Origin of the sequence: Oliverpabstia intestinalis (assembly GCF_009696065.1) — a bacterium.
In the GTDB taxonomy this organism is placed as follows: domain Bacteria; phylum Bacillota; class Clostridia; order Lachnospirales; family Lachnospiraceae; genus Oliverpabstia; species Oliverpabstia intestinalis.
Genome location: NZ_VUMS01000007.1, coordinates 99,986 through 123,056, shown reverse-complemented (window position 1 = coordinate 123,056; position 23,071 = coordinate 99,986). Strand labels below are relative to the sequence as shown.

At 43.0% G+C, this 23,071-nt stretch carries 19 protein-coding genes and 2 pseudogenes; 2 read left to right on the top strand and 19 right to left on the bottom strand.

All coding sequences use genetic code 11. The features are described from left to right. Window positions 1-36: 36 nt before the first annotated feature. The 4 genes from FYJ57_RS05245 to FYJ57_RS05230 all read right to left on the bottom strand — a co-directional run bounded on the left by FYJ57_RS05245 (window position 37) and on the right by FYJ57_RS05230 (window position 4,471). Window positions 37-1,209: a PucR family transcriptional regulator gene (locus tag FYJ57_RS05245; protein ID WP_154431824.1), complete on the bottom strand. Its 1,173-nt coding sequence runs from the start codon at window positions 1,207-1,209 to the stop codon at window positions 37-39. A gap of 4 nt (window positions 1,210-1,213) precedes the next feature. Next, window positions 1,214-2,437, bottom strand: a complete 1,224-nt coding sequence (locus FYJ57_RS05240; RefSeq protein WP_154431823.1) for a PP-loop family protein — start codon at window positions 2,435-2,437, stop codon at window positions 1,214-1,216. A gap of 283 nt (window positions 2,438-2,720) precedes the next feature. Further along, entirely contained in the window at window positions 2,721-3,551 is an 831-nt protein-coding gene (locus FYJ57_RS05235) for a carbohydrate ABC transporter permease (RefSeq protein WP_106491783.1), read from the bottom strand. A 14-nt stretch (window positions 3,552-3,565) separates the two neighbouring features. Continuing rightward, window positions 3,566-4,471: a carbohydrate ABC transporter permease gene (locus FYJ57_RS05230; protein ID WP_408636460.1), complete on the bottom strand. Its 906-nt coding sequence runs from the start codon at window positions 4,469-4,471 to the stop codon at window positions 3,566-3,568. A gap of 16 nt (window positions 4,472-4,487) precedes the next feature. Between FYJ57_RS05230 and FYJ57_RS16195 the strand changes: the two genes are divergently transcribed. Then, complete coding sequence (locus FYJ57_RS16195; protein WP_154431819.1) at window positions 4,488-4,655, top strand: helix-turn-helix domain-containing protein; 168 nt, start codon at window positions 4,488-4,490, stop codon at window positions 4,653-4,655. A 121-nt stretch (window positions 4,656-4,776) separates the two neighbouring features. On the opposite strand, the gene FYJ57_RS05220 is transcribed toward FYJ57_RS16195, so the two are convergent. The 7 genes from FYJ57_RS05220 to FYJ57_RS05190 all read right to left on the bottom strand — a co-directional run bounded on the left by FYJ57_RS05220 (window position 4,777) and on the right by FYJ57_RS05190 (window position 14,931). After that, complete coding sequence (locus FYJ57_RS05220; protein WP_154431817.1) at window positions 4,777-6,090, bottom strand: putative ABC transporter permease; 1,314 nt, start codon at window positions 6,088-6,090, stop codon at window positions 4,777-4,779. A gap of 369 nt (window positions 6,091-6,459) precedes the next feature. Then, window positions 6,460-7,272, bottom strand: coding sequence for an ATP-dependent sacrificial sulfur transferase LarE (gene larE / locus FYJ57_RS05215; RefSeq protein ID WP_235904425.1), 813 nt, complete (start codon window positions 7,270-7,272; stop codon window positions 6,460-6,462). Window positions 7,273-7,324: 52 nt separating this feature from the next. Beyond that, window positions 7,325-8,092, bottom strand: coding sequence for a tRNA threonylcarbamoyladenosine dehydratase (locus FYJ57_RS05210; protein ID WP_154431815.1), 768 nt, complete (start codon window positions 8,090-8,092; stop codon window positions 7,325-7,327). Window positions 8,093-8,334: 242 nt separating this feature from the next. Continuing rightward, window positions 8,335-8,940 carry a bifunctional phosphoserine phosphatase/homoserine phosphotransferase ThrH gene (gene thrH / locus FYJ57_RS05205; protein WP_118316222.1) on the bottom strand — a complete coding sequence of 202 codons (606 nt, stop codon included), beginning with the start codon at window positions 8,938-8,940 and terminating at the stop codon, window positions 8,335-8,337. Window positions 8,941-9,021: 81 nt separating this feature from the next. Then, window positions 9,022-11,079 carry a diguanylate cyclase gene (locus FYJ57_RS05200; RefSeq protein WP_154431813.1) on the bottom strand — a complete coding sequence of 686 codons (2,058 nt, stop codon included), beginning with the start codon at window positions 11,077-11,079 and terminating at the stop codon, window positions 9,022-9,024. Between the two features lie 22 nt (window positions 11,080-11,101). Continuing rightward, complete coding sequence (locus tag FYJ57_RS05195; RefSeq protein WP_154431811.1) at window positions 11,102-13,243, bottom strand: SulP family inorganic anion transporter; 2,142 nt, start codon at window positions 13,241-13,243, stop codon at window positions 11,102-11,104. 272 nt (window positions 13,244-13,515) lie between these two features. Further along, window positions 13,516-14,931: a family 43 glycosylhydrolase gene (locus FYJ57_RS05190; protein ID WP_154431809.1), complete on the bottom strand. Its 1,416-nt coding sequence runs from the start codon at window positions 14,929-14,931 to the stop codon at window positions 13,516-13,518. Window positions 14,932-15,147: 216 nt separating this feature from the next. Between FYJ57_RS05190 and FYJ57_RS05185 the strand changes: the two genes are divergently transcribed. Next, complete coding sequence (locus FYJ57_RS05185; protein WP_328597435.1) at window positions 15,148-15,585, top strand: Rrf2 family transcriptional regulator; 438 nt, start codon at window positions 15,148-15,150, stop codon at window positions 15,583-15,585. Window positions 15,586-15,608: 23 nt separating this feature from the next. Here FYJ57_RS05185 and tnpA read toward each other — a convergent pair. The 8 genes and pseudogenes from tnpA to FYJ57_RS05145 all read right to left on the bottom strand — a co-directional run. Continuing rightward, a pseudogene (gene tnpA / locus FYJ57_RS05180) lies at window positions 15,609-15,929 on the bottom strand (IS200/IS605 family transposase); the annotation flags it as partial. 511 nt (window positions 15,930-16,440) lie between these two features. Continuing rightward, the gene (locus FYJ57_RS05175) at window positions 16,441-17,142 is read right to left on the bottom strand and encodes a response regulator (protein WP_154431807.1); all 702 of its coding nucleotides are present in this window, start codon (window positions 17,140-17,142) and stop codon (window positions 16,441-16,443) included. After that, window positions 17,135-19,831 carry an ATP-binding protein gene (locus tag FYJ57_RS05170; protein WP_154431805.1) on the bottom strand — a complete coding sequence of 899 codons (2,697 nt, stop codon included), beginning with the start codon at window positions 19,829-19,831 and terminating at the stop codon, window positions 17,135-17,137. Before FYJ57_RS05170 ends, FYJ57_RS05175 begins: the two co-directional genes overlap by 8 nt. Before the next feature lie 90 nt (window positions 19,832-19,921). Beyond that, a complete protein-coding gene (locus FYJ57_RS05165; RefSeq protein ID WP_154431803.1) occupies window positions 19,922-20,464 on the bottom strand; it encodes a LysR family transcriptional regulator substrate-binding protein in 543 nt (180 codons plus the stop codon). A 21-nt stretch (window positions 20,465-20,485) separates the two neighbouring features. Beyond that, window positions 20,486-21,133 (bottom strand): potassium channel family protein, encoded by a 648-nt coding sequence (locus FYJ57_RS05160; protein ID WP_118725339.1) that lies wholly within the window; start codon window positions 21,131-21,133, stop codon window positions 20,486-20,488. Window positions 21,134-21,145: 12 nt separating this feature from the next. After that, on the bottom strand, window positions 21,146-22,486 hold the full coding sequence (locus FYJ57_RS05155) for a TrkH family potassium uptake protein (RefSeq protein ID WP_205839916.1): 1,341 nt from the start codon (window positions 22,484-22,486) through the stop codon (window positions 21,146-21,148). 154 nt (window positions 22,487-22,640) lie between these two features. Continuing rightward, window positions 22,641-22,871, bottom strand: coding sequence for a potassium-transporting ATPase subunit C (locus tag FYJ57_RS16025; protein ID WP_330687206.1), 231 nt, complete (start codon window positions 22,869-22,871; stop codon window positions 22,641-22,643). Continuing rightward, window positions 22,871-23,020 (bottom strand): annotated as a pseudogene (locus FYJ57_RS05145) (recombinase family protein); the annotation flags it as partial. The pseudogene FYJ57_RS05145 and the gene FYJ57_RS16025, both read right to left, overlap by 1 nt. Window positions 23,021-23,071: the final 51 nt, after the last annotated feature.

Genomic DNA, 23,071 nt, shown 5'->3' with positions numbered 1-23,071 from the left:
CACCGTTCACATTGTTATCTGTTCACTCCGCCTCATTTATTCCAGCAGTTTCCGCAGATTCCGGATCAGATAAGCCAGTTCCCACTGGGTCCGGTTTCTCGTCTCCCCGAGATTCTTCCCGGTAATCTCACTGATCTTTTTCAGATGATATGCCACCGTATTCCGGTGAAGGAAACATTTTGCTGCCACTTCCTGAATATTGCCGTTTTCTTCGAGATAAATTTTCAGGATCTTCAGGTATTCACTTCCTGTCTCCTGGTCGATCCGCTCCAGCTCTCCCAGGGTCTGTGTCTCATATTCCCATAGTTTTCTCCGATCCGGAACTGCCAGCAGAAGTTTTGCCACACCAATTTCACTCTCCCGACAAAGCGTCTGCTTTTTATCTGCAGCCCAGCGACACAGATAAGAAAGGGTCTGATACTTTTCCCTGAGATTTCCAATCAGCGTTTCTCCCTCACTGACGGCCAGATACATCTCTGTTCCCTCTGCTGAGTTATGCACACACCGTTTCATCGCATCCAGCACCTGATTCACAATCTCTTTTCGGTATTCCGCCATCACAAGAGTCAGATACCTGTCGTGATGAAAGACTACATGAGTCAGATTCCGTTTTGTAAGAATCTGCTGGCACTGCCTTAAAAAGCGGTAATAAAAGCTGGTAATATCGGTCTTTCCGGAAGCCGGCACATAACACTGCACCATCGTAAGACCGGTATCTCCATGAATCCCCTCTCTTGCCAGCACCGGCAGATACTCTTCTTTCTTTTCCGGAGAGAATACCGCTTTTCGAATGGCACTCTCCAGATCGTCCTGCTCTTGTTCTGACCGGTAGATCAGATTGCACAGTTCCCGGTTAAAGTCAACCAGATGCACTTCCCACGGCAGAACAAACACCGGAAAATCATTGTTTTCACCAAATTCCTGCACTTCTTTTGGCACACTCCGGATATACCGTCCGACATTAAACACCAGACCACTGGCTCCCGTTGCATACACCCGCCGGGTAAATTCCAGCAGCTGTGCATCGTCCGGTTCCTTGATACCGGTAGTTACGATCAGTTCCCGTCCTTTTAAGAAATGCACATAATCCATTTCTTCCACCACATGAACCCAGTCCACCAGGTTGGAAAGTCCTTCTCTTCCTGCGACCAGCTTCATATGATAATGATGAAGTGCCACCTCATAGATTTTTTCCAGTGTAGCTGCCATATGCTCACCTCAGATTCTGTCTGTCGTACTGTTCAGAAAAACTTTCTTGCACTGCCTGTGCTGCTTCTTTCTTCTCCAGTTCCTCTTGTTTCAATTCACCCATCTTATCATAATTTTCCAGGAAATAATGACGTTCTCCATATTGTTTGTAGCCAACAACCGTATCCAGATTGACATTCTCCACACTTCTGAAAATATTACTCTCGATAAATGGGTTCGTCTTTTTCAGTGTCCGGATCAGCTGTTTGATCTCCATACGTTTGGATTTTGTTTCTTCGTTATTACAGGTGGTGCAGGTGTCAGTAAATTTACAAGCACACTGAATGAAATGCAGATTGTTATAATCTCTCCACGCCTTGATGCTGTCCTCGCGGATCAGATACATCGGACGGATCAGTTCCATCCCGCCGAAATTGGTGCTGTGCAGCTTTGGCATCATGGTCTGTACCTGTGCGCCGTACAGCATACCCATCAGGATGGTCTCGATGACATCGTCATAGTGATGGCCGAGAGCAATCTTGTTACAGCCCAGTTCCTGTGCGTAATGATAGAGATGCCCTCTTCGCATTCTCGCACACAGATAGCACGGGGACTGATCTACATGGAAGACTGCCTCAAAAATATCCGATTCGTAAATTGTAATCGGAACATTCAGTTTTCTTGCGTTCTCTTCGATCACCTTGCGGTTTTCCGGGCTGTATCCCGGATCCATCACCAGGAATTTCACATCAAAAGAAAACTTGTTGTGCAGTTTCAGCTCCTGAAACAGTTTTGCCATCAGCATCGAATCTTTTCCACCGGAGATACAGACTGCGATACAGTCCCCTTCTTTAACCAGTTCATACTGATTGATGGCTTTTGTAAATTTGCACCAGATGGATTTGCGGAACTTTTTACGGATGCTTTTTTCCACATCGGCACTGATGTCTTTTTCCTGATCTTCCCGCATCAGATCCATCAGCCAGGCGATATAACCGCCTTTTAAGCTGACGGCATCCAGACCTTTTTCGATCAGTTCCGGAACCACTTCCTGACTGTATTTTCCTCTGCTGCAGCAGATCACCAGTTTTTTGCTTTTATCCACCAGCGGGTTCTCCGCAATCTCTTCCACTTTCAGCGCAACCGCTCCCGGAATCGCACCGTGGGCGATCTCATTATCATCACGGATATCGATGATCTGATAGCTGTCTTTGTCCAGTTGTTTTACTTCCTGTATTGTCATTTCCATTCTTTTTTCTCCCTGTCCTCTTCATGACTTTCCTTATATATAGAACAAAGAATGTGCCTTTGCACATTCTCGCGCCTGGGGCGGTCGCTTGCGACATCTACCTTATACGCCGTAGTGCGCATCCTCGCGGAGCTTTTCTTACTTTACAGGAAAGCAATTTCCTGTAAAGTAAGAAAAAGATTCCGGGAACTGAAAGTCCCGAAATCTTTTTTTCTCATTTGAAACCCACAATTCTGTGGATTATAGTAGCATGTGATTTCCTACATTGTCAATAGGTTGAGCATCAGCCCTTGATACCGGACTGAGCAACACCTTCGATGAACTGTTTCTGGAAGATGAAGAACATCACTACCAGCGGCAGTACGGCGAGAACCGCACCTGCCATCTGCATCGGATACTCTGTGGTGTACTGTCCCTGTAAGGTAGACAGTGCAGGTCCCAGTGTCATCTTATTCATAGAAGTGTTGACGATCAGAGGCCACATGAAGTCATTCCATGCAAACTTGATGGTAAAGATGGACATTGCCACGATACCCGGTTTGATCAGCGGCAGCATGATCTGTGCGAAGATACGGAAACGTCCGCATCCGTCCACAATGGCTGCTTCTTCCAGTTCTTTCGGCAGAGACATGAAGAACTGTCTCAGCAGGAAAGTACCGAACGCGCTGAACAGGTTTGGCAGAAACAGTGCCGGGATCGTATCCAGCAGTCCCAGTTTCTGAACGATCTGATACTGTGGCAGAAGGAAGATCTGTCCAGGTACCATCAGTACAGATAACACCAGAATGAAGATTGCATTCTTGAACGGGAATTCGATACGTCCGAACGCATAACCTGCCATGGAGCAGAATACAATCTGTACCAGTGTGGTAACCACGGTGGTAATGATCGTATTCATATAAACAGTTGCAAACGGAATTGCAGAAGTTACAATGGTATGATATGCCGTTGTAACGAATTTTTCCGGGAAAATTGTCGGCGGAATCTTCATCGCCTCACCGGATGTTTTAAATGATGTCAGGATCATCCATGCAAATGGAAATACAACCACGATCACTCCGACCAGGAGGATCAGATGGACGATCAGGTGATTTAGCTTAAATTTACCTTTCATGTTCTCACTCCTCCTTAGTCGTAGTTCACCCATTTCTTCTGTCCGATCATCTGGATCACGGTCACGATCATAATCGCTGCGAAGATCAGAATAGAAATAGCTGCTGCATATCCTTTATAACCATAGTCGAACGCTGTCCGGTAAAACAGTGCCACAACGGTCTGTGTTGCCTCGAATGCCGGACTTGCTTTGCCGATCATCATGTAAACAGTATCAAAAACCTGGAAACCACTGATGATGGATGTAATCATAACGAAGAAGACTGTCGGTGTCAGCATCGGTACCGTGATTTTAAAAAACTGAGTAATTTCGCTTGCACCGTCGATAGCGGCTGCTTCGTAATACACACTGTTGATTCCCTGCATACCTGCCAGTAAGATAATCATGTTATAACCAACCGTCATCCAGAGACCTACGATCATAATCATAAACAATGCTGTCTTGGAATCAGTCAGCCAGTTATGACCGGTTCCTCCCATGGCTTTGATAGCGCTGTTCAGGATACCCATCTGTTCATTGTAGATCCATTTCCAGACCATGGCCACAGCTGCAGACATGGTAACCGAAGGAAGGAAATACAGGGTACGGTAAATGGATTTTCCTTTGATCTTTGCATTCAGTAAAGCCGCAAGGAAAGTGGATAACGCCAGCCCTACCGGTACGGTTACGATAACGTATTTCAGGGTATTGCCGAAGGTTCTCCATACTTCTTTATCACCGATCATTTCTTTGTAGTTCGCAAGACCTACAAAAGTAGACATATTAAATTTGTTTACATCATTAAAACTGAACCAGACATTCTGGATAAACGGCCAGATATAAAACACCAGCAGACCCAGGGTAACGGATGCAATCAGGATATATGCGGCAATCCAGTCTTTTTTCTCTCTTTTCGACGCTTTTTTTAACGGACTGAAGATTCAGCGGGCAAAGGATATGATCCGGGACGGACGGAAAAATCTGACGGAGATCGCAGGGTTTTTGTCTTATAGTTCGCTGCCTTATTTTTCGAAGCAGTTTAAGAAGGCTACGGGGATGGCGCCGATGGAGTATGCTTCTTCGGTGAAGGGGATTACGCAGGCGCTAAAAGGGGAAAATTCTTGAATTTTCTTATTTATCGGCTCCGCGGACGCCGAGAAACTGGGGCGGGAGCGCGGGTTTTTCAGCTGCTGGTTGATGCCACTGGAGACAGAGTTTTTTGGTCTTTATTTTTTCCGTTCACTGCTCATGATGCGGTGATCGCATTCGGATAGATCCGCTGCATCCGGGCATCGTCGTAATGTTCGTCGAGCCATTCTTCCAGTGTATTTTCTGCAGACACGCCTTTTCCCCTTGCGTCGTACCGGATCAGTGCCATGCAGGACATCACGATGTTGCAGCACATGAAGAGGATCAGTGCCCAGGTGATGATTTTTCCCGTTTTCATCGGAATCTTTTCGATCCAGTCGGACAAACGCGGATACAGGAGTTTGAACCAGACCACCGCAGCGATGCCCCAGAAAAAGCAGTATAACAGATTGATCCTGCCGCCCAGGTTGAACGGGATCTCACTGTAATCCCAGAATACTTTACCGAATACCAGTTCCGTAAAGACGCTGCACAGATACTCATAAGCGCCACCGAGAAAGGTTCCCATACCGAAAAGGAAGGAATCAGAACGATCTTTGTATTTGTATAGCAGGGCAGTGACCAGCGCGATTGCCAGTCCCCACACGATGCTGAACGGTCCCCAGACTACACTGCTGCGACTCATCCAGACACCGGCAGTGATCCTGCAGAAAACGGTTTCTGTCAGATCACCCAGAAAGGCTCCGCAGAAAAATAAAAGAACAATTTTATAAAAACTGCATCCGGCGGCAAATACCGTGGAGGTCACTTTCGCTGCCTTTTTCTCTTCGATTTTTGTCTCCGCTGCTTTCGGGTATGCCTTTCGGATTCGTCGTGCAATGACCGTTCCGATCCAGTTTTGCAATCGTAACGTGACTTTGCGAATCCGGTTATCTGCCTCCTCCCACTGGCGGATGTTGTTTCCGTAACCACGAAGCAGAATATAAGAAGCCAGAATGTCTACCACCAGGAGGCCAGCCAGTACCAGAAGTAAAATTTTTACCAGCAGCAACGGCAGCAGCGCCATCAACCGGAACAGCAGATCATTTCCCCAGGTCACCATCACAAATCCCAGAGCACCCCAGAACACAGAAGCACCCAGGCAGATATAACCATCCAAGTTCCCTTTTTTCCCGGAATAATCCCACCATCGCTGATGAAATAACCGTTCGATCAGGTGACCCCCGATCCATTCCACCACCGTCGCATAAATTGCAGAAAATAAAAACAACCAGATACCACGCAATTCTCCAAGCCCTACCGTTAAAAGTACCGTCGTGATACCATACATCACGCAGAACGGACCGGTCACCAGACCACGATTTACAAATTTTTTCTGTTTAATATCTGCCGCTGCAGTCTCCAGCACCCATCCAAGAAAAGATGCGGCAAAAAACAGCAGTAACAGTTCATACCACGCCAAATGTTCCATCGCTTCTCCTTTAACTTCTCTGATTTTTTCTTTCTTTGATAAATAATAACTATATCTGTTTTCTCTTCATCTGCCTACCTTTTTCTGAAAAATTTTATAAATTTTTTAAACTCTATTGACAAACCCTTTGTTTTCCAATACTGCCGGAATTTCCTATGCGATTTACCGGCAATCCAGTATCTGACGATCATAAAATCTGATTCACCTGCTCACGGTCAGTGCTGTCATAATAAAGATTTGTTTTTGGCTTACCGCTCGCAAAAACGAAGCCCCGACACTGGAAAATTTTCTCCATTGTCGGGGGCTTTTTATCGTTCTCAGATCTGTATATGTATTTATTTCTTCTATATTAATATGCGTACTATATGTTTATAATGTTTCATTCATGCTTCCGGTACGATATCCCATCAGATCCAGCGTTACATAAGTAAATCCGTACACTTTCAGTGTTTTTGCAATTTTTTCCCGGTTTTCCTCTTCCATCAGTTTTCCAAACTCGGAAGGATCAATCTCGATTCGCGCCATCATACCGTGGATGCGGACACGTACCTGATGAAATCCCATGTCCAGAAGCAGCTGTTCTGCCTTATCTACCATGCCAAGTTTTTCTTCTGTGATCGTCTCTCCGTATACAAAGCGGGAAGACAGGCAGGCGAAAGACTGTTTCTCCCAAGTCGGCAGATGCAAGTAATGGGACAGTGCACGAATGTCTGCTTTTGTCAGATCACAGTGACGTAACGGACTTTTGATTCCAAGCTCGGCGACTGCCTGCAGTCCCGGACGGTAATCTCCGTTATCATCCAGATTGGAACCTTCCACGATGGCTTTCATACCGTTATCAGCGGCGATCTTCTTAATCTTTTCAAACAGCTCCTTTTTACACAGATAGCAGCGGTTCTTCGGATTCTGGGCAAATCCCTCGATACTCAATTCCTCAGATTCACAGATCACATGTTTGATTCCTTCTTTTTCACAGAATGCAATCGCTTCTTTTAACTCTCTTTTGGGGAAAGAGCAGGACTGGGCAGTCACTGCCATCACCTTATCACCCAGCATGTCTTTTGCCACCTTTAATAAAAATGTGGAATCTACACCACTGGAAAATGCTACTGCAACAGATTCCAGACTTCTCAAATAATCCTGCAGTTTTTTCAGTTTTTCCATCTGTTCTCTTGTAATCATTTCTTCCATATGCTGTCTTTCCTTTCCGGTTGATTTCTGGTTGATTTCTGCTTTATTTCTGTTTTTTCACGGTTGTCAGATCTTTCACGACTTCTCCTGCAATGATCAATCCTGCTACCGATGGCACATATGCCACACTGCCCGGAATGTCTCGTCGTTCCGTACATTTGTGTGCGGCTCCCGGCGGGCAGATGCAGTTTGTTCTGCAACTGGTGGACATATCCTCAATCGGACGTTTCGGCAGTTCTTCCGAGTAAACAACCTTTAATTTTCTGACTCTTCTCTTCTTCAGTTCCCGGCGCATAACCTTGGCCAACGGGCATACCTTGGTTTTATAAATGTCAGCCACCTTGAACTGGCTGGCATCCAGCTTATTGCCGGCTCCCATGCTGCTCATAATCGGCACGCCTTTTTCCTGGCATTTCATTACCAGTTCAATTTTTGCAGTCACGGTGTCTACTGCATCTACCACATAATCATACTCTTCAAATGGAAATTCATCTGCATTTTCCGGAAGGAAGAAGCACTTATGGATATGCACATCCACATTCGGATTGATCTCCAGCATCCGTTCTTTCATCACATCCGTTTTATATTTTCCTACGGTTTTTCTCGTAGCGATAATCTGACGGTTCAGATTGGTCAGGCATACCTTATCATCATCGATCAGATCAAAGGCTCCGACACCGCTTCGCACCAGTGCCTCACAGACATATCCGCCGACACCGCCGATACCAAAAACAGCCACTCTTGAATTCTTCAGCTTTTCCATGGCTTCTTCACCCAGCAGCAACTGTGTTCTTGAAAACTGATTTAACATATCATTCTCCCTGTTCTCGTTCTCAGAACCGGTTCACCGGACCGATTCCTGTGTAAATATAATTATAACCGGGCAGTAGTACTCCCGGTCACAATTATATCCTGTCCAGCTGTCTGTTGTCTCTTTTCGCAGTCTCTTCTGCAACTGAACCGGATATTGCTATCATATTATTAATTACATACTATGTCAATATGTTTTTTCTTGCAAAATCCTGCTTCCATCCTGTGATTTTAATATTTTATTTACTCTGCCATTGCTTTTTTGATAGCACCAAGCAGTTCGTCATAGGTCTCATAAGCCGGAATATGGGGATACTCTGCTTTGATCTTATCCGTGCTTCGGAATAAGAAGCCTGCCTTGCTTGCCTGGATCATTCCCAGATCGTTATAGGAATCTCCACTGGCAATCGTCTCAAATCCGATAGACTGCAGTGCTTTTACAGTGGTCAGTTTTGTCTGTTCCACACGCATCTTATATCCTGTGATTTCTCCGTTCCCGGAAACCTCCAGACTGTTGCAGAATAATGTGGGACGTCCCAGTTTTTCCATCAGTGGACTGGCAAATTCTGCAAAGGTATCACTGATCAGGATAACCTGGCTGAAACTTCTTAATTCATCTAAGAATTCTTTTGCGCCCGGAAGTGGCTGAATCTTTTCGATGGTTTCCTGAATCTCTTTCAACCCAAGCCCATGCTCCTTCAGTACACCCAGTCTCCATTTCATCAGCTTATCATAATCCGGTTCGTCTCTGGTTGTTTTCTTCAGTTCCGGAATTCCACTCTCCTCGGCAAATGCCACCCAGATCTCCGGAACCAGCACCCCTTCCACATCCAGACATGTAATATACATAACACTATTCCTCCTCTAACACTTTTTCACTTTAACACGTTGCATTTATCTTATCACATAATTACCAGTTTTTCTACCCTGTCAGTGATTCTTTTCTGGTTTTAAATCACCGATCAGATGACTGTTTTTCAGAGTTTCTTTCAGATCTGTCAGTTCAAATCCGGATATTTTTCCTTCTTTTTCGCTTTTTTCCTTTATCACCTTCCGTACTTCCTCCTGAATATCATAAAAACAATCCAGAAGCAAAGGCTGAAACACACCGCATTCTCCGGTCAGGATCATCTGCATCGCTTTCTCATGAGAATATGCTTTTTTATAGACTCTCGGGCTCGTCAATGCATCGTAGACATCTACAATAGAAACCACCTGAGCTGCAATCGGAATCTCTTCCCCCTTTAGTCCATCCGGGTATCCGCTTCCGTCATACCGTTCATGGTGCCAGCGGCAGATCTCACAGGCAATCTGCACCAGCCGTTCTTCTTTATATATTTCCAGCCGTTTCAGCATGGATGCCCCTATCATCGTATGCATTTTCATCAGTTCAAATTCTTCCGGTGTCAGTTTACCCGGCTTGTTCAGGATTTTCTCATCGATCCCGATTTTCCCGATATCATGAAGAGCAGAAGCTACTGTGATCAGATACTGATCCGTCCAGGTCAGATGATACTTGTCGGTTTTTTGTACCAGACGTTCCAGGAGCATACCGGACAGTTTGTTTATATGTTCCACATGCAGTCCACTTTCACCATTTCGAAACTCTATGATCCGACTCAGAATACTCACCATGATCCGGTTGTTTTTCTCCTTCTCATAAACCTGATCCGTTACCAGCGTGATCAGTCTTCTTTGTTTTGCATACAGCTTGATCGTATTGAATACTCTCTGATAGACAACCTTTCCATCGAATGGACGGCTGATATAATCTGATACTCCCATTTCATAAGCCCGTCGTATACTCTTTTCGGAGTCTTCACTGGAAATCATGATAACCGGAACGTCTTCGATCCAGTGATTTTTGTTCATATCATGTAAAACCTGAAATCCATTCATGCCGGGCATTACAATATCCAGAAGAATCAACGATATCTCAGTTCCATACTTTTGCAAAAGACGTAGACAGGCTTCTCCGTTTTCTGCTTCAATGATCTGATAATCTTCTTCCAGAATCGACGCAAGGATCTCACGGTTTATCTCAGAATCATCTACGATCATGATCAGCTGTTTTGTCCGCTTTATCTCTTCTTCCAGATGAATCATTCCATCCGCATCAATTGATTTTCTTTCAGTCACCACCATATTCTTCTGGATTTTCGCCTGATACATCAGCCGGTCTGCTTTTCGTACTGCCTCTTCCATAACTTCTTCTCGGACTGTCACGCCTCCGATACTGACAGAAAGACGCATTCTGGAAAAACCGGGAATATCCGCGTCCCTGATCTGCTTCTGAATATATTCCAGTTTTTTCAGAAAAACTTCATCGGAAACATCCGGCATGACCAGAAGAAATTCATCCCCTCCATAGCGTACCAGACTGTCTGTTTTCCGTGTGGACTGACGGATCGCTTTCACCACTGTCTGTAGCACCACATCTCCTGCTCCATGTCCATATGTATCATTCCACAATTTAAAATCATCCAGATCTATAACTGCCACACCGGCAGAAGTTTCTTTTCCTTTCAGTCGTTCCTCATAATATCTTCGATTGTAAGAGCCTGTCAGAGCATCAATGTAAAGATCCTGGTTATATCCGTCCAGTTTTCGAACCAGTTTTTCACATCCCTCTGCGTCCAGAAGGAATTCTTCGTTCAGTTTTTTCACCAGTTCCATTACATATGCTTTTCCATCTATTTCCATATAGCAGGCAGTTACCTGATAAATATCTTCTCCCGCAAACTCCAGTTTGGTCCCCTGGTTCTTTTCCCTGAGTACTCTTGCAGATATACAGTTCTTACATTGCCTGTTTTTCTTCCAGAATGAATAGCAGGCCACTTTCTCAGGATCAACTTCTTCCTCCCTGCCCTCTTCCATCATTTGGATCGTTTCTTCTTCGATGAGCCGCACCACATCAAAAATCCTGCGATACTCTTCCATCTCCTGTTCCACCTGCTCCATCGTCATGGTTATCTTTTGTTCTGTCATCTTTTACTGCCCTCTAATGTAACTATTGTTCCTCTTGTTCTCTCTGCTCATCGCTGATCTTTTTGCGCAACTGAATTACAAGTTCATAAACTTCCGGTCTCTTTTCCTTCAGATGTTCATCCAACAGATGACGCCTTTCCCGGAAACGCTCTGCAAGTTCCGGATGTTCTCTTGCAATACGGTCATGCACTTCCTGACGGTGTTTTTCCAGTCGAATTGCCAGGGTTTTTTGATCTTTTCCGGAAATATTGACAATTTCTTTGAGATGCTCTTCCAGATGTTCCAGCCACTCATCCTGATCCAGATCCTCCATATGAGACCATCGGCCGTGAAGCAGATATTCCACATCACCGGTTTTCTTCAACTGTTCAATCTGACATCCGATCTGTCGTTCGATCTCCTCTTCTGCCTGACTTCCAAACGCCCAGACAAATTCCTGCACCCTGTTGTCGGCACGTTTTCTGGACGCACTGCGCTGTTCGTTATCCACACCGCCCTCTAAGGGATACGGACGGGTAATACCCATATCTTTCAAAGCAATATGTGTCGTTCTTCGCACACAACCTTCCTGAATCAAACATCCAAGTCCCAGCTGACGCATCTGTTCATTCAATCCTGCAATATGTTCTGTGATATAAAAACGTATATTTTTCTCTTTCAGTGACTCATATAAAAGTTTTAACCGATCTGCCGCTGTAATATCCATACTTCCGATTCCACTGGCATCCAAAATCACTGCTTTGGTATCTTCCCGCAGATTATCCTCAATATCACTTTGCAATACCTGAATATTGGCAAAAAACAGATTGCTGCTGAACCGGTAGATCAACACCCCTTCAATCGCATGGATCTGATCGCTTTCTTTCAGATCCCGGAAATGCCGGTGTCCCGGCTGAATCCCAAGAAAGCCTCTGGAAGGCTTGGATGTCCGGATAATCATCTCTGAAAAAGAAAGGATGATTCCAATCAATACTCCGTTGATAGTCCCAAGCATCAGTACACCGAAAAATGCTCCAGCAAAGATCAAATATTCCGTGCGGCTCACCTTCCACAGCCGCACCGCCAGATCAAATTCTGTCGCTCCCAGTAACGCTGAAATCACAATCGCTGTCAGCACCGGAATCGGAAGATACCCGATAAATCCGGTTCCGCAAAGCAATAATACAATCATAGACAGTCCGGCCACGATACCGGTCAGCTGAGTTTTCGCCTGGTACTGCTCTCCCATAGCCGTTCTCGATACGGATCCATTGACCGGACAGCAACCAATAACGGAAGCAGCCAGATTTCCCATGGCAAATGCAAGAATTTCCTGATTGTCATCGATCCGGTAACGATTTTTCTGTGCAAAACTGTTCTCCGCAAGTAATGTCTCTGCCATGATGACAACTGCCACGGAAAGACTGATGATCACCACCTCTTTTAACGGGATTGCTCCAAACTCCGGAACCGTCCATATGGGAAGCCCCGGTTTCACTGCTGCAAGCGTCTGAATACCAAGATTTTCCAGATGAAAAAACGCCGTACCGATCGCACCCGCTGCCATCAGAAACACTGCCATCGGAAATTTGGGAATCAGCTTTTTTGACACCAGAAGAATCACCAGTGTACCAACACCCAGAAGCAAGGATGGCAGATGAAAGATCGTCCGACTCTCCCAGATATGATGCACCAGTTCCGGGAGTTCCCCGACCCCTGCTTTACCACCGAATAATTTAGGCACCTGCATCAGAATGATCGTGGTACAGATTCCACTGATAAATCCGCCCATCACCGGTGCTGAAATATAATTAACCAGTTTTCCCGCCCGACACAGATAAAAGACCAGCAGCCAGACAGCAACAAAAAATGCAAGCACCGGAACTGCCGCAATTGCTTCCTTCGATCCTCCTTCAATCCCCAGACTTACCAGTGCCGATCCTACCAGTGCCGCCGGAGCAGCATCTACACCGAAAACAAACTGCGGGGAAGTAGAAAATAAGGCAAACAGTACTATCGGAAAAACTGAGCCGTACAGTCCATACACCGCCGGAAGCCCCGCGATCTGCGCATATCCCATGGATATTGGAATCGACACTGCCATGATCACCAGACCCGCCAGAAGATCTTTCGACAGATTTTTCCACTCATAAGTCCGCATGGTTTTACACATAGATACTTTCATGGATTTCCATCTCCTTATTGCATTTCTTTTTTTACAGTATTCTTCTTATTATAACATACTTTTTTCTTTTCACCAGTAAACAATTGCAAAATGGAGCCTGTTTTTTCAGACCCCATTTTGTGAATTATACTTATCCTCGAATCACCAGTACATCGTTTCTCTTTTAAAATATTGTAACTGTCCGGCAGGTAATATCCCGCGAAGTGTTCTGAAAAGAACGAGATAAAATCAGGGCCGCCGCACCAAAAACAGTACGGCGGCCCGATTCCCTTTTACAGATATGCAATACTCTGATTCTCAAATACCGCACTTCCATCTGTAACTCCCAGGCAGATTCCTTCCCCCGGGTTTGTATACATGCGGGTATTCAGAGCAACTCCGTCCACATACAGTGTAGCAATCGTATCATCCACGATAATCTGTACATGATATTTCTTTCCAGGAACCAGACGAATCAGGCGTTCCAGTCCCATATTATTCATCTGTGGCCATGGCCAGTTCGGAGATTTCTCGAAGATCACACGATCCTTCGGACACTCAAATGTGAAAGAATAGAATTCATCATCCGCTTCCTGCGCACGCACGCCAACGGAGAATCCACGTGTTCCCTCAGCAAATGTAACATCTGCTTCGTATCGATAGCAGTCACCGGTCTCCGTTACTACATGCCGTAATTCTCTTCCTGATTCTTTTTCCAGTTTTACATCCTCCAGCTTTTTCTCATCCTTAAACGCATTCCACACCGTATCCGGAATCCGGCAGCCTAAAGTGCCGTCTTTTCTCTGATACAGTTCATGTGCGACAAAAGTTCCTGCCCAGATAAAATCTTCTTTATCTGCCTCCGGTCTGTACCAGAGATTTGCACTGTCCGTCTCGTTGGCACGTGTCGGAACCCATCCAAACAGAATCCTTTGATTGTTCAGCATGAAGGTTCTTCCTGCATAATAAGCTCTTCCGTCAAAAGCATCGTCATCCGGTGCGATCCAAGGTCCTTTCAGGCTTTTTGCCATACGGTACACCTGTGTGGATGCATGGGAATATTCTGTTGTGATCAGATACCACCAGTCTCCCATCTTGAAAAGATCCGGCATCTCATGCATGGTAAACAGATCCGGTGCCCAGAAATCCCCCTGAAACTCCCAGTCTGCAAGATCATCTGATGTAAAATAAACGGTTCTTCCTGTTGTTTTATGCTTGTCTCCTTCCAGACGTGCCCCCAGGATCAGAATATATTTTTCAGATTCGTCATCCCACAGTACAAACGGATCTCTCCAGTCATCCGGATCATATCCCGGCTGCGGAACAAAGGTCACTGCATCCTGCGTCTTTGTCCAGTGTTTCAGATCCTCACTGACCGCATGCATCAGTACCTGAGATGGTTTTCCCTGTTTTGGATAATCTCTGTTGTAACCGGTGTAGAATGCATGATATTTTCCTTCTCTGTCTTCGCAGATACTTCCGGCAAAGATAAACTGATCCTGCTCTTCATCCGTTCCTCTCGGAATCGCCACACCGCAATCCTCATAAGTCACAAAATCCTTTGTGGTTGCCAGATCCCAGCCAAACGGCTCTCCAAAAGGGCACGGCACTCTGGTATCTCTCTGATGAAACAGGTAAAAAGTATCACCCTTTCCAAAAGGCATACAATCGCCAAACCAAGTCTGTGGATGCTGATAGTAAATTTTCATGCTTTTCCCTCTCTTTCCTGTCTTTTATTCTATTCTCTTTCCGTCACTGATCCTGAAAAACTGTTTGCTGAAAGAAACGAATTCTCCGGAATCTTTCCGGCAATTGTTACTGCTCGCCCCAAAGGGCGGTATCGCAAGCACTTTTGCTGGCCCCCTATAAAGCGGTACTACTCGAATCTTCTCGTCTCGATTCTTCTGCTTGCTTCGAGGTAACAAATAAAATATTCCACAAAGCTTAGTGACACCATTCATATTCTTATATTTATTGCTCTTGGAGATGCCGAACAACTCTCAAGCACAAAAATTGCAGAAAGTATCAAGATAAACCCGGCTTATGTCAGACAGCTTATGGCAACCCTGAAAAATGCAGGCATTGTTGTCAACACACAAGGTCATGCGAATGCCACTCTTGTAAAATCGGCAGATAAAATTAATATGTATGACATCTACCGAGCCGTAGAGGGCAATAAGCCGCTGTTTCACCTAGACACAGATACCAATCCGGATTGTGGAATCGGTATCAACATTCAATTCGCTATTGGGGACTTCTATCATGAAATTCAAAATATGGTAGATGAAAAAATGAAATCCATTACATTGCAGGATATTATTGATCGGTATTATTTTAAAATCAGGAAAGTTAAAAACCTTTAACTAATCAAGAATAGCAAGCACTGCCTGCACCAGAAATGTCTATTTCCGTATTTGTACTTCAAATTTGCATGGCGTTCGAATATCATTAATGTACTCTTACCTTTTAGATATCCGACAAAATACGATACGCTTATGCTTGGTGGAATTTCAACCAACATATGCACGTGATCTGGGCATATTTCTGCTTCTACAATTTTTACACCTTTTCTTTTGCATAGCATACTTAATCTATTTGCAATATCTTGCTTAATCTTTCCATATGCTACTTTTCTTCTGTATTTTGGTGCAAAAACGATATGATACTTACAATTCCATTTCGTATGTGATAAACTATTACTATCCATATGGATACCTCCTTTGTTAAATAATGCGGTTGGCGAACCTAACATTATTTAACAAAGGAGGTTTTATACTGTAAGCTGAAGCAACTTCAACCATCCGCACAGCAGGTGGTTTATTTGTTTCCAAAGTTCCGTTTTTCGGATCAACGAAAAACTCCCAATATTTGTTCAGTGATAATTTTAAAAATTACGGTGGCAAATAGACTGAACTCCATTCATAAAAGCCTGTAAAATCGCTTATTTACGTGATAATAAGCAGACTGTTTCCACATGTGTCGGCATCGGCTGGGGAACACATTTCCCCAACCACGTTACCGTCTGATGAACACATTTTTTCAGTTACATTTTCATTCAATCGCTTTGCCTTATTCTACTCCATTTATGACATCTCTTTCCCTTTCTGATTTGCTCTGTAGTCTGCTTTCGCATTCTCTACCTTTAATGTCTGATTGCATTTGAGTACAAATGTCAGTTTATAACTTATATTCCAACTTTAACTATGGTGTTGTGAAGTTCACTCAACTTTCAACATCCGATACCCCACGCCAATGTGTGTTTGGATATATTGTGGAGAGTTCGGTTCTTTCTCGATTTTTTTACGAAGTGTCGCCATAAACACACGAAGGGAGGCAATATCATTATCCCAACTACTTCCCCAGATACTTTGCGTAAGGAAAGTATGTGTCAGAACTTTTCCTATATTTCTTGTCAACAGGCAAAGCAACTTATATTCAATAGGTGTTAAATGTAACTCTTCTTCATTCAAATAGGCACAACCTGCAACATAATCTACACGAAGTTTTCCGTTTACAAAAACAACCGCTTCGGCAGGGGATACTTTTTGCATCATCGATAACCTTCTTTGCGTGACTCGTAGTCTGGCAAGCAGTTCCTCAACAGAAAATGGCTTTGTTAAATAATCATCTGCACCGGCATCCAACGCGTCAATTTTATCGGTATCTTCACTGCGAGCACTGATTACGATAATTGGCATGTTCGACCAAGTACGAATTTTTTTAATAATCTCAACACCATCCATATCAGGAAGTCCTAAATCAAGTAAAATAATGTCAGGATTGTGTGAAGATGCTTCTAAAATTGCCGATTGACCATTGGGTGCCGTCAGATATCGGTATTCGTGCGCTTTCAAGGTTGTTGTAATTAAATTTCTGACTGATGTGTCATCTTCTACAACTAATATTAGTGACTTATTCATATACTTTGACCTCCCCTGCCGGTAATGTAAATGTGAATACTGTTCCGTGCGGCAGATTATCTGAAACAGTAAGTTCTCCGCCGTGGGCGTTAATAATGGACTTGCACAAAGATAATCCAAGTCCTAAACTTCGGCGGCTGTCTGCAATTTGATTTGCACCGCTGTAGAACATGTCGAATATCCGTGGCTTTATTTCGTCAGCAATTCCGTTTCCGTCATCCGATATAGATACGATTGCTTGTTTTCCCCGCTTTTCTGTCCGAATAACAATATGAGAGTTTTTAGGTGTATATTTGATAGCATTATCAACAATATTGATGATTACCTGAACAATAAGCTTTGCATCCATTTTTGCAAGAAGAAATTCTTCTTTGCTTTCAACGGAAATATGATGTTCTTCACTCTTTCGGTTAATATGATGTAACGCTTCTGTGATCACGTCCTCCATCAAATCTTCCGTTATATGGAGATTCAACCGTCCTTCTTCAATCCGGGTTACAGCCAGCAGGTTTTCTACAAGGTTAATCAGCCACATGGAATCATCATAAATATCCATGTATAGCTGCTTTTTTGTATCATTATCAAAGGAATCGCCGTTGGATAAAAGGTTGCTAGCATTACCGGAAATGGATGTCAGCGGTGTCCTCAAATCATGTGAAATAGCACGCAGCAGGTTCGCTCGCAACTGTTCATTTTTTGCAAGGATAGCCGCCTCCTGTTTCTCACGGGCATTTTTCTCATTTTCCAAAGCCAGGGCACATTCTCCGAGAATGGACAGTAGAATACTGTTTTCAAATGGATCAAGAGGTATTTCCCCCATCACGATTCCAACAACTCCATATACCATACTGCTGCGAACAGCAAGGTACAGGCATTTTGCATTGGAAAGCGTTCCTGTTGTAGCTCCGGCACGTTTATTGTTTTTCAATACCCAGCCGGCAACGGCCTTTTCATTTTCGGAAATACACGATTCCAAATTTTCCTCAGTTACAGAAAAAATATGCGGCGTATCCAACACTTCTCCATCAGCTAAATAAAAAACGATATCTTTTCCCAAGAGTTTAATGAGCTGATTTGAAGTTGCAGATACAATTTCATTTTTATCTTTTGCCTGTTGCAATAGCTGGTTTGTGTCAAATAACACCTTGGTACGGTAAGCAGATTGTGCCGCCTGTTTTGCCTGGTTTTTAATCCGTATAGCAAGAGAACCAGTTAAAAATGCCGCCAAAAACATGATAATAAAGGTAACAGGATAACCCTGATCATACGCCTTCAAGGTAAATTGAGGTTCCGTAAACAGGAAATTAAAGACCAAAACACTTACAATCGAGGAAATTAGGCTGTATATCTGATGTTTCGTGATGACAGCGGTGACAAGAACTCCTAAAACAAAAACAGTAATGATATTTGCTTCGTCAAATCCAAATTTCTGGAAAATCATTCCGACTAAACTGGATAAAATCAGGATCGAAGTAGATTTTAATGTATCAGTGACAGAGAATACGATATGGTTCTTTTTCCTGCCCCCTCTTAACTGATACACTGCCGCATTAGAAACCGTATCCGGAATAATATGCACATCCAGGTTAGGAGCATAATCAATCAATTTTTCTGTCAGGGTCGGTTTGCTGAGCAAATGCCGTTTTGTAGCAGAACTACGTCCGATCACAATCTTTGACACACCGGACAAACGGGTGAATTCCGCAATCTGAAATGAAACATCTTCTCCGTAAACTGTTTCTATTTTTGCCCCAAGCTGCTCTGCAAGACGAATATTTGAACGCAGGCGTTTTACATTTTCCTCGCTCATCACCGAAAAATCGGGGGTTTCTACAAACAGAGCCGTAAACTCCCCTTTAAAAGCAGAAGCCATTTTTGCGGCGGTACGGATAATTTTCGCATTGGATGGAGAAGAAGATAGACATACAAGAATATGTTCGCCTGTGTGATAATCTCCATGATTTTTTATGCGGGTATTTTCTGTGAGGATATTCACCCGGTCCGCACATCGCCGCAGTGAAATCTCCCGGAGAGCTGTCAAATTTTCTATTGTAAAAAAATTTTCTACTGCCTGGTTTTCCTGTGTCTGTCTGTATACGTTTCCTGTGTTCAAACGGTTGATCAAATCCTGTGGTTCAATATCTATTAATTCAACCTGATCTGCATTATCAAAAATAGAATCCGGGATGCGTTCCCGTACAACAATTTCCGTAATGGATGCAACTGTATCACAAAGGCTTTCAATATGCTGAACATTGACAGTCGTATAGACATCAATCCCTGCATTCAAAAGTTCCTTAATGTCCTGATACCGTTTTGCATGACGGCATCCTTCGGCATTCGTATGCGCAAGTTCGTCTACAAGAATAATCTGTGGTTTTCTTTTCAGAGCCATGTCAATGTCGAATTCGTTCAGTATCATACCATTATAGAGAACTTCTCTTGTAGGAAGAACTTCTAAGCCATTCAAAAGAGCTGCTGTCTTGGGGCGTGCATGAGGTTCTATATAACCGGCTACCACGTCAATTCCCTGCTGTTTTTCCATATGAGCCGCTTCTAACATGGCGTAGGTTTTACCCACACCAGCTGCGTATCCGAAAAAGATTTTCAAAAGTCCTTTATTACGGTTTTCTTCACCCGCTTGAATTTCCTTTAATAACTGATCCGGGTTGTGTCTGCTTTCACCCATACGGTTATCTCCTTGTACAAAAACATTATATAGAATAATAGTAGCTATTCAGAAAAGTATTTTAGCACTGACATTAAAATCGCATAAAGATTATAACACCTTTTCTTTCTTTTTTCCATTCGGGCGTGTAGCCGAAAGCGGAAAACGCTCCGAAAAATCACGCAATTTTTCGACAAATAGACTCTTTATACAATTAATGTCATTTTGCCATATCACTCTCGCTGGTTTCTCAATCGTGTTGATGGGATGTACCGCAACGTCTACAGAGTCTGGATTAATGACACTTTGCTTTATTTGAAGGGATAAGGAACAATACTCATCTTTCAAAATATCGTTGGAGCTTTCTATGATAAAGCCAAAATCAAGTTTATTATTTTTTAGCCCATTTATTATTTCACTTACAGAACCGTAGAACAGATTCAGCTCATAGTTTGGGTATTCGCTTGAAAATTGTTCTAATAGATCTGCAATAGAATCTATGATTACAGGTGTTTCAAATCCAATCCTGAGCTTAGAACCTGAAATAAGTTTTTGGGATTGATTTTCCTCGAGAAATCTATCCAGCTTTTCCATAAGAAAATAACCATAAATAAATACTACCAACACCACTATAAGTAAAGCAAAGTCTTTCATATCACCAACTTCTTTCAAAAATTAAATATGAAAACATTTTTGAATATGTTTCGTCTCCCCAAGAACAAGCATGGTACTGTCCTTTAACAACTGCGTATCGGAACTTATTTTCAAATTCATAATATCATTTGTTTTCAGTGCCATAATATTGATGTTATATTTTTTTCGTATATCCAACTGACCGATTGTTTTTCCTATCCATTCTCCCGGTATAGATATTTCAAAGATTGCATGTTCTTCATCTAGTTCTATGTAATCGAAAATATGATCAGCACTATAACGGATCGCAACCCAATCGGCAAGCTGCCTTTCGGGATAAACAATTTCATCTGCGCCGTTTCGTAAAAGAAATTTTGCATGAACATCACGAGCGGCACGAGACACCACCATTCTTGCACCGAGTTCCTTCAAAAGGGACGTTACTTCCAATGAATTCTGAAAGTTATCTCCGATAGCCACAATGCAAACATCAAAATTCCCAACACCAAGCGAACTCAAAAAATCTTCATTAGTCGCATCCCCAATCTGAGCGTTGGTTACAAAGGGAAGTACAGCATCAACTCGAGTATCTTCTTTATCTACCGCCATCACCTGATGATGCAATTCATCTAATTTTATAGCGATATGCCGTCCGAATCTTCCCAGACCGATAAGTAATATTGATTTCATTTTTTATTCTCCTTAACCTACTGTAATTTTTTCCTTAGGATATTTTGAACCGTTAGGCTTTTTTTCAGAAACGGTGGCAAAAATTAAGGTCAATCCTCCCACTCTGCCAAAAAACATCAGGCAAATCAAGATTATATGGGAAACAAGCCCCAAGTCAGGAGTTATTCCCAGCGATAACCCTACCGTCCCAATTGCCGACGCCGTCTCAAACAAAGCGGTCATAAGTGGAATATCTTCTGTGCTACTAATTACCATTCCTCCAACAAGGAATAAAACGATATACATCAAAAAAATCGTAGCTGCATATCTGATAGTGTCATCCGGAATTTGTCTGCCAAAAAAATGAGTGTGTTCCTTTTTTCTAAATACAGATAATGCCGATGAAACGAGAACTGCAAGAGTCGTCGTTTTCATACCACCTGCAGTGGAACCGGGCGAGCCACCGATGAGCATCAGCATAATGATAAGCATTTGCCCAACTTCACTGAATAAAGTCAAATCTGCCGTATTAAATCCTGCAGTTCTCGGCGTAACGGATTGAAACAAGGAAACCCATACTCTTTCCTTTAGTGGCACATCTGAAAACTCAAAATAAAAAAAGTAAAGAGCCGGTAAGAATATCAATAATCCTGTTACCATAAAAATTACCTTGCTTTGCATTCGGTATTTTTTGAAATGCCATTTATGATTCTTTATATCCTCCCAGGTAAGGAATCCAATACCTCCTGCAACAATCAGCACCATAATCACAAGATTTACAATCGGCTGTACAGAATAGGATGTTAACGAGGAAAACGGTGTTCTTATACCGATCAGATCAAATCCTGCATTGCAAAAAGCAGAAATAGAATGGAACAGCGAATACCATATTCCTTTCCAAAAACCAAAATCCCTGCAAAAAACAGGGGCTAATAGAGCCGCACCAATGATTTCGATTAGAATAGTAGTCCGAATAATAAATTGCGTTCTCCGTACAATACCACCCACCGTTGGAGCCGAAATTGCCTCTTGCATGGTACTTCGCTGCATCAACCCGATTTTACGCCCGGAAACAACAGCAATCGCAATAGCAATCGTAATAATTCCCATACCTCCAATTTGAATCAGCAGTAAAATAACTCCTTGGCCAAATAAAGACCAGTAGGTTGCCGTATCATTAATAACCAGTCCCGTCACACAAACCGCAGAAGTTGCGGTAAACAAAGCATCCAAAAAGGAGGTACACTGGCCGCTTTTTGTAGCAATCGGCAGCATCAAAAGCAGACTGCCTAAGAGAATCACGGATAAAAACCCTAAACTAATCACTTGAAATGATGTCATATGTCGATGTCTTGATTTGTTTATCTGTTGCATAACTATATCCCCATAACCCTAATTTCTTTTTTATATTGCCTTTATTCTATCTTTATTTGTATTAAATGAGCGTAAGTAAGTTTGTTTTGAAATTAAGATTGTATAAAGATGAGCAGAAGTTTGAAATCTTTTGCTCATCTTTTGAGAGCACTCGTTACAGGATACCGTCTAACAAATTGACTTTCAGAACAATTACTGTTTTCTCTCCCAAAGCACCTAAAAATCTACTGTCAGTGCATTTTTCAATAATAGCTCTGACTTTTTCTTCACTCATATTATTTGCTTTTGCAATTCTTGTTTCATATCCATCACCATGCGGATTCTTTCTCAACATAAGCGGAACTAATACCCCTTCTTTCTCAATACTGCATCTCAATTCAAACAAAGCATTTCCTTAAACTGTGGACGGTCATCAACATTTTTACCGGATTTACCCTCATCTGAAAACTCTCTAACTACTACCATATCCTGAAAATCAGCATATTTCTTAAGTTTTTCCTTCTGCGCATCTAAGCTGAAACCATCTACCTGCATGACAGTAGATACTCTTGTATATATGTAACATCGTTGCTTTTTCAAATAATC